The following is a 13582-nucleotide window of genomic DNA, read 5'->3' on the forward strand; positions in this document are numbered from 1 at the left end:
CTAAATCCAGGACGCAAACCACATTCGCATATGCCACTGTGCATATGTGATTACTTCGCCTAAATAAAGAGGCAAAAAGTAAATAAAATTAAGGAAAACCACAGCAACAAAACCAAGGATTATTACTTGGGCATTTGCGGGGTTTTTACTGCGATCTATAAATAGCTTTGCACAGTAAACGAGTGCCAGAATCAAAAACGGCTCAAAGACAATGGCATAAAAACTAAATACGGTGCGCTTTTGAAAGAAGAACCAGGGCAGATAACCCGCAATAACTCCAAGTAAAATGAATGTTAATTTGCTATCAACGTTGCGATGATAGAACTGCCAGGCCCACAATCCGATGAGTACTACTAATGCAATCGTTGCGCTCCACCAAAGAACCGGTGTGCCCAAAGCCAAGACTTCTTGCGCACAACTCTTACTCCCACAACCTGTTGGGGATTCATAAAAAAATGAAGTTGGTCTACGCATGATTAACCAACCCCAAGGGTTTGCTTGGTAGGCGTGTTTTTCAATTAGTGAAGTATGAAAATCCAACATTTGCTTGTGATAGTAAATAAGGGAACTAAACGGATTAGATGCATAAGTGCGATCCCAACCACGATTGCTAGCAAACCAACCAATCCAGGAAGTGAGATAAATCCCGATGGGCAAAATCGCAAATTGAAGAACGCGCGTTGCAAGTGTGCGCAGTAATTCTCGTTCAGGATTTTCTCGGTACAGTCTGTAAAGAGTTACCAAACCAAATAAGAATATAAAATAAAGCGCACTCCACTTAGTAGCAATTGCTAGACCGAAGAAGATACTTGCAAACCAATACTGTTGCCTGAACCAAAAATATGCTGCAGTTAAGATAAATAATGTAAGAAATAGATCCAGCAATGCTGTACGAGAATGAACTAGCAGCAAGCCATCAAAAGCCAGAAGCGCAGCTGTGACAGCAGTTAAAAATGGTGAGCGGAAGAGTTCGTGCGCTAAACGCGCTGCAATCAAAATAATTAGCGTTCCGGCAATTGCCACGGCAATTCGCCAACCAAATTCGTTATCACCAAAGATTTTTATTCCAAGGGCTATGCACCATTTTCCAACTGGAGGATGCACAACGAACTCCGGTTTAGATCCGGCAACCTCTACGCCATATTTTAGAAAGTCTCGTGCACCATCAACGTAGTAAAGCTCATCAAAAACAAAGCCCTTTGGATTACCTAGATTAATTACCCGTAGGAAAAATGAAGCGATTGCTATGAGAACTGGTGCAATGCTTGCAATCATAGGGATAGCGTATCCGAGGCCAATTACTGAGATGATTACGCCATGGCTCTCATCTTGGCTGCAACTCCACTTGGTAATCCCAAGGATGCTTCTGCTCGATTAATGGATGCAATTGCAACTGCCGATGTCATAGCTGCCGAAGATTCACGTCGCTTCCATAGATTGGCATCAGATCTTGGCGTAACTTTTGTTGGCAAAGTTATTTCTTTCTTTGATGGAAATGAAGATGCGCGAACGCAAGAAATTCTTGAATTACTAAGAATTGGGAAAAATGTTTTAGTTGTTAGTGATGCAGGCATGCCAACAATCAGTGATCCTGGATTTAGATTAGCCCGGGATGCTTCTGCAGAAAATATTGTTGTTCAAGTTCTGCCAGGTCCATCTGCTGTAACAATGGCGGTTGCTCTATCGGGCTTACCAACAGATCGATTTTCCTTTGATGGTTTTCCACCTCGAACATCAGGAGCCCGTCAAAAGTTTTATGAATCTTTGCGATTTGATGAGCGCACTCTTGTGTTTTTTGAAGCACCGCATCGCCTTGAAGAATCCCTAGCCGATGCAGTTGCATCATTTGGGTCTAATCGAAAAGCGGCAATCTGTCGGGAAATGACCAAACATTATGAGCAGACAATACGTGGGGATTTAGCCACACTATTGGAGTGGAGTCAGAAAAACGAAGTTCTTGGTGAAATTACATTAGTAATTAGTGGAGCCGAATTAGATGCAAAATCAGTAACGACTGATGCAATGGTTGCGCGAGTTCAAGAGTTTGAATCAGCAGGTATGGATCGCAAGGGCGCTATCGCTGCAGTGGCTGAGGAATTCTCACTTCCTAAGCGTTCAGTTTATGCCGCAGTTGTAGATGCTAATAAGATAGGCAAATGAGCAACGTGAGCGATAAATCCTTCTATCTCACTACACCTATTTACTATGTAAATGATGCGCCACATATTGGTCACGCATACACAACTGTTGCCGGAGATGTTCTTACGCGTTGGCATCGTCAACGCGGTGAATCAGTCTGGTTCTTAACCGGCACTGATGAACATGGGCAAAAAGTCATGCGCACAGCAGAACAAAACAACACTGCTCCACAAGCGTGGGTAGATCGTTTAGTAGCGGATGCTTGGAAGCCGAATTGGGAAGCACTCAATATTGCAAATGATGACTTTATTCGCACCACTGAAAAGCGACATACAGAGCGCGTACAGAAATTTTTACAAGGATTAAAGGATTCAGGACACATTTACTCTGGAAAATATGAAGGCCCATATTGCGTTGGGTTCGAAGAGTTTAAATTACCGGGCGATCTCATTGATTCAAATGGTGAAAAACTCTGTCCGATTCACAGCAAGCCTGTTGAGCTTGTTAATGAAGAGAATTGGTTCTTCAAATTATCAGATTTTACCCAACCACTTCTTGATCACTACAAGAAAAACCCAGATGCATGCCAACCAGAGAGTGCGCGTAATGAGGTTGTTTCTTTCCTTGAAGGCGGAGTTTCCGATCTTTCAATTTCTAGGTCCACATTTGATTGGGGAATTCCAGTTCCGTGGGATACCAAACAAGTTGTCTACGTTTGGTTTGATGCACTTCTAAATTATGCAACCGCTGTTGGACTAACAGATGAACCAGATTCCGATGGTGGCAAGAAGTTTGCACAAACATGGCCCGCAGATGTTCATCTTGTAGGAAAAGATATTTTGCGTTTTCACGCAGTTATTTGGCCAGCGATGTTAATGGCTGCAGGACTTGCAGTTCCGAAGAAGGTTTTTGCACACGGATGGTTACTTGTCGGTGGCGAAAAGATGAGCAAGAGCAAGCTGACCGGTATTGCTCCAAGTGATATTACAAATCACTTTGGTGTGGATGCATTCAGGTATTACTTCTTGCGTGCAATTCCATTTGGAAGCGATGGATCATTTTCATGGGAAGACATGAGCGCTCGTTATACAAGCGAATTAGCTAATGATTTTGGAAACCTAGCTTCACGCCTTGCTGCAATGATTGAGAAATATTGCGATGGAACGCTCCCACAAGTTGCTCATGATAAAACACTTGAGGAAGCGCTATCTCAAACGGTTTCAAAGGCAGATCAAGCAATGTGCGCCCTTGATTTCCAAGGTGGAATTAACGCAATTATGGATTTTTGTAAGCGAGTAAATGGTTATGTGACAGAAAAAGAACCGTGGATTCTTGCAAAAGATCCTGCAAATAAAGTTGTTCTCGAAGAAGTTCTCTACAACACGGCAGAGTCATTACGCGCATTAGCTGTTCTCCTTAATTCTGTAATGCCAACAACGTGTGAGATTTTGTGGCAAAGTCTTGGCGCACCAGATGCGCTCGGTTCTCTTTCCTCACAAAAGATTTCATCAGTTGCCACATGGGGTCAGTTACCAGCCGGTGCTCGCGTTACGAAAACTCCAGTGCTATTTCCACGTCTTGAATCTGCTGAGTAACACCTGTGGCAGATCGTCATAACCGCGACCTCGATCGCACTCTTGCACCACGACCTGAACCATTATTAGTCCCAACTGTTGATGCACATGCTCACTTAGAAATTGTTACTAACGCAGCTCCTGATTCAGAAGAGGTGCGAAAAGTATTAGATGACGCACGAGATGCAGGCGTCGATCGCGTAGTTCAAGTGGGTTATTCAGCAGAGCAATCACAGTGGTGTGTGGACGCAGCCGATCATTGGAAAGGCAGAGTTCTTGCAGCTGTTGCACTGCATCCCAACGAAGCACCTGTTGTAAAAGACCTAGAACACGATTGGTCAATCATTGCAAAGCTTGCTGAGCATCCGCGTGTAAGAGCAATTGGTGAAACAGGATTAGATTATTTTCGCACTCCACCGGAGTTGCGTAAGAGACAACAAGAATCTTTTAAGTGGCATATTGAATTAGCTAAAAAACATAAGAAAGCACTTGTCATCCACGATCGTGACTCACACGATGATGTGCTCTCTGTATTACTTGAAGTTGGTGCACCGGAACAAACAATTTTTCACTGTTTTTCAGGTGATTTAGAGATGGCAAAAATTTGTATAGAGCGTGGCTACATACTCTCCTTTGCAGGCACCGTAACATTTAAGAACGCGCCGCAATTGCGTGAAGCAGTAAAGATTGTGCCTGCAGATCAATTATTGGTTGAAACAGATTCGCCATTCTTAGCTCCATCACCACACCGCGGGGCCTTAAATACACCTGCGCAGATTGCAAATATTGTTAGAGCTATGGCTGATGAGAGAAATGTTAGCGATGCCGAACTCGCCACAACTCTTAGCAATAATGCAGAACGTATTTTTGGTTCATTCGTATGACACTGCTCGGTGCAGCACAAATTCGTGAGTTAGCAGAAGAACTAGGAATTAAACCTGCTAAATCACTCGGGCAAAACTTTGTGATTGATGCCAATGTCTGCAGAAAAATAGTTCGCATCGCTGGCGTGACAAGTTCTGATGTTGCTCTAGAAATTGGACCTGGATTGGGTTCACTCACCCTTGCCCTACTTGAAGAAGCTAAATCAGTTATCGCAGTTGAAATTGATGAACGTTTAGCGACCCGATTGCCACAAACTGTTGAAACGCATAATCAAAGTACTGCGGCGTTTAGAGTTATTCATCAGGATGCATTGCAACTTCAATCACTTCCTGAATCGCCAACAGTTCTAGTGGCTAATTTGCCTTACAACGTTTCAGTTCCTGTCTTGCTACGTATGTTAGAAATATTTCCAACACTTAAATCCGGTGTTGTTATGGTGCAGGCAGAAGTGGCAGATCGATTAGCCGCAAAGCCTGGGACAAAAGAATATGGAATACCTTCTGTTAAAGCCGCGTGGTGGGCAGATCTCGGTGGCGCAGGGTCGATTTCGCGTTCAGTTTTTTGGCCAGTGCCAGGTGTTGATTCAAAGTTAGTTTCATTTACGCGCCACCAACCATTGGGTGATGAGGAGTTACGAAAGAAAGTTTTCATTTTAATTGATGCTGCCTTTGCTCAACGCAGGAAAATGTTGCGCTCAGCTCTTTCGAGTATTTACGGTTCCTCAGGGGCGGCAGAAGAAGTTCTAAATAAAGCAGGAATCGATCCGACACTTAGAGGCGAATCACTCTTAGTTAATGATTTTTGTACAATTGCACGATTAGGGTTTTAACGTGCCAATTCGATCTGTGACCGTAAGAGTGCCTGCAAAAGTTAACTTGCAACTATCGGTTGGCCCACGCGAATTAGATGGATATCACCAGCTCGTAACTGTCTTTCAAGCAATCTCAATTTTTGATGATGTGATTATAAAAATTGCTGAGCCAGGATCAGGTATTCATCTAACTATTACTGGGGATCAGACTCATGGCGTTCCAACAGATGCCACAAATTTAGTCGTGCAAGCCGCCGAACTTATTGCGCAAAAGTTTGAAATAGATATTGACGCCCACATAGAAGTTAAGAAATCTATCCCTGTTGCAGGTGGAATGGCAGGCGGTAGCGCTGATGCGGCTGCGGCCATCGTTGCAATAGATGAGTTATATAACTTAGACATGACACGAGATGAGATGCATGAGATTGCAGCGCAGTTAGGAAGCGATGTTCCATTTCTTCTCAGTGGCGGTACTGCAATTGGACAAGGCAGGGGCGATCAACTTACTGCAGCACTTTCGCGCGGCACTTATCACTGGGTTTTAGCACTTTCTAGCGTTGGACTTTCAACGCCAGCGATTTACAGCGAGTGTGATCGATTACGCCAAGGATTAGATATCAGTGAGCCACAAATTAGTGATGCGCTGATGCAAGCACTCTTAGCCGCTGATCCAAAAGGTGTTGGAAATTTACTAGTAAATGATTTACAACCTGCTGCGTGTTCTCTTCGACCTGCACTTCGTTTAATTCTAGATGTCGGACAAGAATATGGAGCACTCGGTGCAATTGTTTCTGGGTCTGGTCCAACAGTTGCATTCTTGGTATCAGATGAAGAACATGGTTTGGATTTAGCAGTTGCGCTCAGTGCATCCGGTGTTGTCGGAAGTGTTACACGAGCGTTTGGCCCAGTTCATGGAGCCAAAGTTATTGAGTCACATTAAATTTCATCTTCAAATTGAGCAGCAATAACGCTGAGCAATCGAGCAAGTTCTTTCTTTTCATCACTTGTTAATGGGGCTAAAAAGTTTCTTTCGCGATCTAAGAGTTCTTCCATTGCAGCATCTACTGCTCGCACGCCTGCTTTTGTCAGAGTTACCAGTGAACCGCGACCATCTGCGGGATCTTGCTTTCGAGTAATAAGTTCTAACTCTTCAAGGCGGTCTAATCGATTTGTCATCGTTCCGCTTGTCACCAAAGTTTCTTGCATGAGTTGACTCGGTGAAAGTTGATATGGCGCACCTGCGCGACGAAGTGAAGCTAATACATCAAAGCCCCATGTATCTAAATCAGCGAATGCATTACGTCTTTCAATATCTAAGTGTCGAGAAATTCGAGTGATACGGCTGAGGACTCCAAGTGGTGATAAATCCAGATCTGGACGCTGTGCCTTCCAAGCGGCGATGAGGCGATCTACTTCATCACGCATTTTCGCCCCACTTTCTAAAAGTATTTATTAAAATTTCTCGCGTGAGGCAACTTTAGTGGTCGAAAGTACTGGTGCGGATAAGGGAGAATATGGGTTCCGCCATTGTGTAGTGGCTAGCACATGGGCCTTTGAAGCCCAGGGTCCAGGATCGATACCTGGTGGCGGAGCATGACGCCACCAAAGGGCACAGACTCATCACTTGAGTGCGCGATTATCCTTGCCGCCGGCGAAGGAACGCGTATGAAATCTTCGCTGCCAAAAGTTTTACATGAAGTTGCTGGTCGCACATTAGTCGGACATGTTTTACACGCAGTACAAGGTTTATCTCCTCAACAGATAAGAGTCGTCGTTGGTTCAGGACGTGAAAAAGTTGAAGAACATATTGCAGCAATTTCGCCGAAAGCCGTAACTGTGTTTCAAGAAAAGCGCGGCGGCACGGGGCATGCAACACAACTGGCGCTCGCTGGAATTTCACCAAAAGGCTCTGTACTTGTATTAGCTGGAGATACTCCACTGCTCACAACACAATCACTTTCACAACTTATTTCATTTCACCACAACGGTGGGTTTAGTGCATCTGTTATGACAGCAGAGCATCCAGATCCCACCGGGTATGGCCGAATTATTCGAGCCGATGATGGCTCACTTCTTCGCATCGTAGAAGAAAAAGATGCAACGGATGCTGACAAAATAATCTTTGAAGTAAATTCTGGGGTTTATATCTTCGATGGAGCGTTACTCGCTTCGGCAATAACAAAGCTCACGGCAAATAATTCTCAAGGCGAACTCTATTTAACTGATGTTCTAGAGATCATGCGCCAAGCAGGTGGGGAAGTCGCAGCCGCCCTTATCGATGATTACGTCGAAACTCTTGGTGTTAACGATCGCGAACAGCTAGCTGAAAGTGGAGCATATTTACGCGATCGAATTAATAGCGACCTCATGCGAGCTGGGGTGACAATTACAGATCCAACAACAACGTGGATTGATGCAACTGCCACTATTGAAAGTGATGTAACTATTTATCCAGGAACAGCAATACTTGGAAATACAACTATTAAATCTGGCGCCATTATTGGCCCACGCACAACACTGGAATCCTGCACAGTCCTTGAAGGCGCTCGTGTTGTCGAATCTAATTGCCATGAAGCAGTTATTGGGAAAGATGCGCAGGTTGGCCCTTATTCATACTTACGTAAAGGGACAAAACTTGGCAGCGGATCAAAAGCAGGTGCCTTTGTTGAAATCAAGAATTCAACAGTGGGCGATGGCTCAAAAGTTCCACATCTTTCATATGTGGGGGATGCAAAAATTGGTGAAGGCACCAATATCGGGGCTGCAACAGTCTTTGTTAATTACGATGGCGTGGAAAAGCATGAAACTATCGTTGGAGATCATGTCCGAATCGGAAGCGATTCGATGTTGATTGCACCAGTGACAATTGGTGATGGGGCATACACAGCAGCGGGTTCTGTAATTTCTGAAGATGTCCCACCTGGAGCAATTGGAGTTGGTAGATCACGCCAGCGAAATGTCTTAGGCTGGGTCTTGCGTAAACGTTCTGGCACAAAATCTGCCGAAGCTGCTGCGCGTCACGCTGGCAGTGAAAACGGACATAAGAGAGGCTAAGCCCCATGAGCGAACTCCGGCTAGCATCTGAAAAACGGTTAAGACTATTTTCAGGCCGCGGATTTCCGGAGTTAGCAGAAGCAGTCGCACAAGAACTCGGTGTTCCAATTACACCAACGTCTGCTTATGACTTTGCAAATGGCGAAATATTTGTTCGCTTCGAAGAGAGTGTTCGTGGATGCGATGCATTCGTATTGCAGTCTCACTCTGCTCCAGTAAATAAACAAATCATGGAACAACTCATCATGGTTGATGCACTCAAGCGCGCATCCGCAAAACGAATCACAGTTGTCGCACCTTTTTATGGTTACGCACGTCAGGATAAGAAGCACCGCGGACGCGAACCTATTTCTGCGCGATTGATGGCAGATTTATTTAAGGCAGCTGGCGCCGATCGATTGATGGTTGTAGATCTTCACACATCACAAATTCAAGGTTTCTTTGACGGACCAGTGGATCACTTATTCGCACTTCCAATGCTTGCAGATTACGTTGGATCTAAAGTTGATCGCTCACGACTAACAATTGTTTCTCCAGACTCTGGACGAGTTCGCGTGGCAGAACGTTGGTCTGATTTACTCGGTGGATGTCCAATCGCTTTTATTCACAAAACCCGTGATCCACGCATTCCAAATGAATCAATCGTCGGACGTGTCGTCGGAGATGTTGAAGGTCAAACCTGCGTTGTAATTGATGACATGATCGATACTGCGGGCACAATTACTAAAGCAGTGGACGCACTCTTTGAAGCAGGTGCTAAAGAAGTCATCATTGCAGCAACTCACGCAGTTCTTTCAGGACCTGCAATTGAAAGACTGAGAAATTCTCGCGCAAGTGAAGTCGTTGTCACTAATACTCTGCCAATAACAGAGGAGCAAAAATTCGATAACCTCACAGTTCTCTCGATTGCACCGCTTCTTGGTCGCGCAATCCGAGAGGTCTTCGAAGATGGATCTGTTACCAGCCTCTTTGATGGCCATTCATAAGCGCGATTTGCCAGAGCAGATAATCCTTCGCTAATCTTTACCTCGTTCCGGCGAGGGTTTTTAACTTCCGTTATCGACGGTGCAGGTAAATGCTCCTGCTGGGACTTTTGTGAAGTAACCGAAAGTTTTACCTAACAGGGAGAAATTAAAATGGCTGAGATCACCATCAACGGAATTCGTCGTACTGAATTCGGTAAAGGCGCATCACGTCGTGCACGTCGCGATGGATTAGTTCCAGCTGTGATCTATGGTCACGGAGAGAAGCCATCTCACATCACTCTTCCAGCACGCGAATTAGGCGTTGCACTTAAAACTTCAAACGTACTTCTAGACATTGTTGTAGATGGCAAAACTGAACTCACACTTCCTAAAGCAATTGTTCGCCATCCAATCAAATTAACTCTTGATCACATTGACCTAGTCATTGTTCGTCGTGGTGAAAAAGTTGTTGTATCTGTTCCAGTTCACGCAACTGGTGAATACGATCGCGATGGAATTCTTGAGCACGTTAACAACACAATTGAAGTTGAGACAGAAGCAACTTCTATTCCTTCTCACCTTGACCTCGATATTGCAGGTTTGGTTGCGGGTACATCTAAGTACGCAGCAGATGTAGTTCTTCCAGCAGGAGTAGTACTAATTTCTGATCCTAAGATGATCGTGGTTCACCTATCAGAGCGTTCAACAGCAGTTGAAGAAGTTGTTGTTCCTGCAGCAGATGCTGCTGCTCCAGCTGAAGGCGCACCTGCAGCAGATGCTTCTGCTGAGAAGAAGGATGCTTAACCACTAACCTTTAGTCATGGTTTGGTTAGTAATTGGACTCGGTAATCCGGGTCCAGAGTATGCAGCAACTCGCCACAACGTTGGCCAGATGGTTGTTGACGAGCTAGCCAAACGTTATAAAGTTAAATGGTCTTCACATAAATCACGCAATGATGTTGCTGCTTTCAAAATTGGTGTGGGCGAGAATGCACAATCAGTAATCATTGCAAAATCAAAGAGTTATATGAATGAAACTGGTGGACCTGCAAAGGCGCTGGCATCTTTTTATAAAGTAGAACCTGATCACATAATCGCCTTACATGATGAATTAGATATTGCGTATTCAACAATTCGCTCAAAACTAGCCGGTGGCGATAATGGTCACAATGGTCTGAAATCTATGACATCGGCTTTCGGTAGCGCTGATTACTTCAGAGTCCGCTTAGGTATCGGTCGTCCTATGGGTTCACAAGATCCTGCAGACTTTGTCTTAAAGGCATTTTCTGTCGCTGAGAAAAAAACTCTGCCAGAATTTATAGATCGTGGATGTGATGTGGTTGAGTCCTTAATTACCAATGGCTTAGAAGAAACGCAATCACGCTTTAATAGCTAAGAATCAACCTGTATTTCGAAGGCCTGCTGCGACGCCATTAATTGTTAACAAGAGAGCACGTTGCAACATGGGATCAACTTCACCATCATGATCGCGTACCCGCTCGAGCAAATTGACCTGAAGTAGATGCAAAGGCGCAAGATAGGCATCGCGCACCTGAAGAGTACGGGCCAAAATCGGTTGATCTCCCAAGAGAGAGTCTTTCTTAGTTACTTTAAGGATTTCTTCACAGGTTAATTTAAACTCTTCTGCGATTACATCTAAGAAGTGATGTAACTCTTTTGGAACAAGTGCTTGGACATAACGCTTTGCCATCTCTAAATCAGTCTTTGCTAAGGTCATCTCAACGTTGCTAATAAATGTGTGGAAGAAGTGCCAGTTGGCCAGCATCTCTTGAATAACATCTGATTTGCCCGCTTCACGTGCTGCTTTTAATCCGCTGCCAACGCCAAACCAACCAGGAACAATTTGGCGAGATTGAGTCCAACCAAATACCCACGGAATTGCGCGCAAACTATCTAATCCGCCGGCGGCATCAGGACGTCTTGATGGTCTAGAACCCAACATCATTTCACCGAGTTGTTCAACAGGAGTTGATGCATAGAAATAAGCCGGTAAATCTGGATGATCAATTAAGGAGCGGTAGCGAGTAAAAGAATTCTCACTGATCAGTTCCATGCATGAATTCCACTTATCCAAACTCTCTTGGCTTTGACGTGGTGCGCGGTTTAGAACTGTGGCTTCAAGGGATGCTGCAAGCATCAACTCAATGTTTTCGCGAGCAAGAGATGCCAAAGCGTACTTATCGCTAATGACTTCGCCTTGTTCAGTCATTTTAATTTGTCCATCAATTGATCCCCATGGCAGAGCAACGAGTGCGTCATAGGTTGGACCACCACCGCGACCAACAGAGCCACCGCGACCATGAAATAGTCGTAACTTAACGCCGTGCTTGATTGCGACATCTCGCAACTTGCGTTGTGCTCTGTGAATTTCCCACTGGCTAGTTGCGATACCCGCATCCTTATTTGAATCGGAATAACCCAACATAATTTCTTGTAGATTTCCACGAAGCTCTACGATCTTTCTGTATCCAGGATCACTCAGCAAAGTTTCCAGAATTTCACCTGACGCGCGCAATTCGGCAACAGTTTCAAGCAGTGGAGCAAAACCAATTACCGCTGTGTTTGCAGATAGATTTACAAGTCCGGTTTGTTTAGCTAAAACAACTGCGGCTAACAAATCATCAGAACCCTTCGTCATGGAAACTATGTACGTTTCAATGGATTCTGGTCCAAAGCGTTTAACGATTTCAAAGATAGCATTAAAAGTATCTAGGGTTTTTTGAGCACGTTCATCACACTTCCCAAAATCTAAGTTCTTTGATGACGCAAGCTCACTTGCAAGCACAGCGAAACGCTCTTGATGATTCTTGCTCTTATATGAATCACCCAATGCAAAAGCGAGTGTGTGGTGATGTGCATCAGAGTGCTCACGAACATCAAGAGTTGCATGTGTAAGACCAAAGGCTGAAACCGTACGCATTGTTCGCTCAAGTAATCCAGTTGCCATAAGTTCTCCGCGATTTTCCAGTAATGAATCGCGCATCAAAGCAAGGTCTGCCAATAGTTCTGCGGTGCTGTTGTAATCGCGATGCGCAACGTGTGCGCCACCCGATGCATGACGATTACGAGTAAAACCAAGACGATGCACAATTGCAGTTGCTTTCAAACGATATGGCTCTTGAACATTTAAGCGTTTAAAGCGCTCTTCAAACTCTGGAATATGTTTGAGATCTTCTTCCACGGAATCTAATAGCGCTTTGTTCACACCGGTGATGCGGGTTGAAACAGAGAGCATCTGACGCAATTCATCCATTGCTGCAATAGTTACTCGAATCGCATGACCAACTTGTAACAACATTGCAGACTCTGTAACCGAGGCGGTGATGTTTGGATTTCCATCACGGTCTCCACCGATCCAACTTCCGAATGAAAGTGGACGAGCATCGAGTGGTAGATCCACCCCAAGTCGTTTGATTTCATTCTTAAAATCACTAAGCACTTCAGGAATTGTTAATTTGAACAAATCATCGAGGTAATACAGCGCATTCATCGCTTCATCTAGTGGCTCTGGGCGCCCCACACGTAGTTCATCGGTTTGCCATAACACGTCGATAATTTCGGCTAATTGAGTACGTTGCGCAGGAGTACTTGGTTCATCGAGAAGTTTTGCAACCCGGCCTAATTTGTTCAACAAAGAACGTCTGGCAGCTTCAGTTGGGTGAGCAGTAAATACTGGTCGCACCATTAATTCATTAATCCAGCGCGTTACATCTTCTGTTGAAAATTCATGTCCGGCTAATTTGGCACTTTGCGCGGCAGCGATTTTATCTACTGCTTTTGCCATCCAAGATCCACCTTGTGCTCTGGCATCGGCTAGAACTCTTGCACGGTGAACTTGTTCTGCAACGTTAGCTAAATTGAAATATGTACTAAAGGCACGAACGAGTTGCACGGATTGATCTATAGATAAAGTTGATAAGAGTTCGTCTCCGCCACCATCTTTAACTGCCTTGCGAACTGCTTCTACTAATTCAAGTAAATCTTGTCCTTCTTGGCGAACGAGTGATTCACCTAGTAAGTCACCGAGTTTTCGAACATCGGCGCGCAAACCAGTGCCATCATTGCCGATGGCAGCTGCGTAATCTTGCATAGTCACTGGCTAATCATGGCAGGTTCACCTGCCTTAGACTTGC

The 13582-nt window shown here is 44.7% G+C and carries 12 protein-coding genes and 1 tRNA gene; 10 read left to right on the forward strand and 3 right to left on the reverse strand.

What is annotated here, in order from left to right:
• The gene (locus PHILAsVB114_RS00915) at nucleotides 1-1275 is read right to left on the reverse strand and encodes a dolichyl-phosphate-mannose--protein mannosyltransferase (protein WP_095697541.1); all 1275 of its coding nucleotides are present in this window, start codon (nucleotides 1273-1275) and stop codon (nucleotides 1-3) included.
• A 42-nt stretch (nucleotides 1276-1317) separates the two neighbouring features.
• Between PHILAsVB114_RS00915 and rsmI the strand changes: the two genes are divergently transcribed.
• Genes rsmI through PHILAsVB114_RS00940 form a run of 5 tightly spaced genes read left to right on the forward strand, consistent with a single transcriptional unit; the run spans nucleotide 1318 to nucleotide 6349 of the window.
• Nucleotides 1318-2160, forward strand: coding sequence for a 16S rRNA (cytidine(1402)-2'-O)-methyltransferase (rsmI, locus tag PHILAsVB114_RS00920; protein ID WP_095697542.1), 843 nt, complete (start codon nucleotides 1318-1320; stop codon nucleotides 2158-2160).
• Entirely contained in the window at nucleotides 2157-3734 is a 1578-nt protein-coding gene (gene metG / locus PHILAsVB114_RS00925; RefSeq protein ID WP_095697543.1) for a methionine--tRNA ligase, read from the forward strand. The genes rsmI and metG overlap by 4 nt, the downstream gene beginning before the upstream one ends.
• 5 nt (nucleotides 3735-3739) lie before the next feature.
• A complete protein-coding gene (locus tag PHILAsVB114_RS00930) occupies nucleotides 3740-4597 on the forward strand; it encodes a TatD family hydrolase (RefSeq protein ID WP_095697544.1) in 858 nt (285 codons plus the stop codon).
• Nucleotides 4594-5427 (forward strand): 16S rRNA (adenine(1518)-N(6)/adenine(1519)-N(6))-dimethyltransferase RsmA, encoded by an 834-nt coding sequence (gene rsmA / locus PHILAsVB114_RS00935; protein ID WP_095697545.1) that lies wholly within the window; start codon nucleotides 4594-4596, stop codon nucleotides 5425-5427. Before PHILAsVB114_RS00930 ends, rsmA begins: the two co-directional genes overlap by 4 nt.
• A gap of 1 nt (nucleotide 5428) precedes the next feature.
• A complete protein-coding gene (locus PHILAsVB114_RS00940) occupies nucleotides 5429-6349 on the forward strand; it encodes a 4-(cytidine 5'-diphospho)-2-C-methyl-D-erythritol kinase (RefSeq protein WP_095697546.1) in 921 nt (306 codons plus the stop codon).
• On the opposite strand, the gene PHILAsVB114_RS00945 is transcribed toward PHILAsVB114_RS00940, so the two are convergent.
• Nucleotides 6346-6834, reverse strand: a complete 489-nt coding sequence (locus PHILAsVB114_RS00945) for a MarR family winged helix-turn-helix transcriptional regulator (protein WP_095697547.1) — start codon at nucleotides 6832-6834, stop codon at nucleotides 6346-6348. The two genes, PHILAsVB114_RS00940 and PHILAsVB114_RS00945, sit on opposite strands and share 4 nt — an antisense overlap.
• Nucleotides 6835-6929: 95 nt before the next feature.
• On the opposite strand from PHILAsVB114_RS00945, the gene PHILAsVB114_RS00950 reads away from it, so the two are divergent.
• From PHILAsVB114_RS00950 to pth, 5 genes are all read left to right on the forward strand, one after another.
• A tRNA-Gln gene (locus PHILAsVB114_RS00950) sits at nucleotides 6930-7001 on the forward strand.
• A gap of 1 nt (nucleotide 7002) precedes the next feature.
• Entirely contained in the window at nucleotides 7003-8463 is a 1461-nt protein-coding gene (gene glmU, locus PHILAsVB114_RS00955) for a bifunctional UDP-N-acetylglucosamine diphosphorylase/glucosamine-1-phosphate N-acetyltransferase GlmU (protein WP_095697548.1), read from the forward strand.
• A 5-nt stretch (nucleotides 8464-8468) separates the two neighbouring features.
• Nucleotides 8469-9449 (forward strand): ribose-phosphate diphosphokinase, encoded by a 981-nt coding sequence (locus PHILAsVB114_RS00960; RefSeq protein WP_095697549.1) that lies wholly within the window; start codon nucleotides 8469-8471, stop codon nucleotides 9447-9449.
• 150 nt (nucleotides 9450-9599) lie between these two features.
• Nucleotides 9600-10232, forward strand: coding sequence for a 50S ribosomal protein L25/general stress protein Ctc (locus tag PHILAsVB114_RS00965; RefSeq protein ID WP_095697550.1), 633 nt, complete (start codon nucleotides 9600-9602; stop codon nucleotides 10230-10232).
• 16 nt (nucleotides 10233-10248) lie between these two features.
• A complete protein-coding gene (pth, locus tag PHILAsVB114_RS00970) occupies nucleotides 10249-10824 on the forward strand; it encodes an aminoacyl-tRNA hydrolase (protein ID WP_095697551.1) in 576 nt (191 codons plus the stop codon).
• Between the two features lie 3 nt (nucleotides 10825-10827).
• Here the strand turns inward: pth and ppc are convergent, their stop codons facing one another.
• Nucleotides 10828-13539 carry a phosphoenolpyruvate carboxylase gene (gene ppc / locus PHILAsVB114_RS00975; RefSeq protein WP_095697552.1) on the reverse strand — a complete coding sequence of 904 codons (2712 nt, stop codon included), beginning with the start codon at nucleotides 13537-13539 and terminating at the stop codon, nucleotides 10828-10830.
• Nucleotides 13540-13582: the final 43 nt, after the last annotated feature.

Origin of the sequence: Candidatus Planktophila limnetica, assembly GCF_002288365.1 — a bacterium.
Taxonomy (GTDB): Bacteria; Actinomycetota; Actinomycetes; order Nanopelagicales; family Nanopelagicaceae; genus Planktophila; species Planktophila limnetica.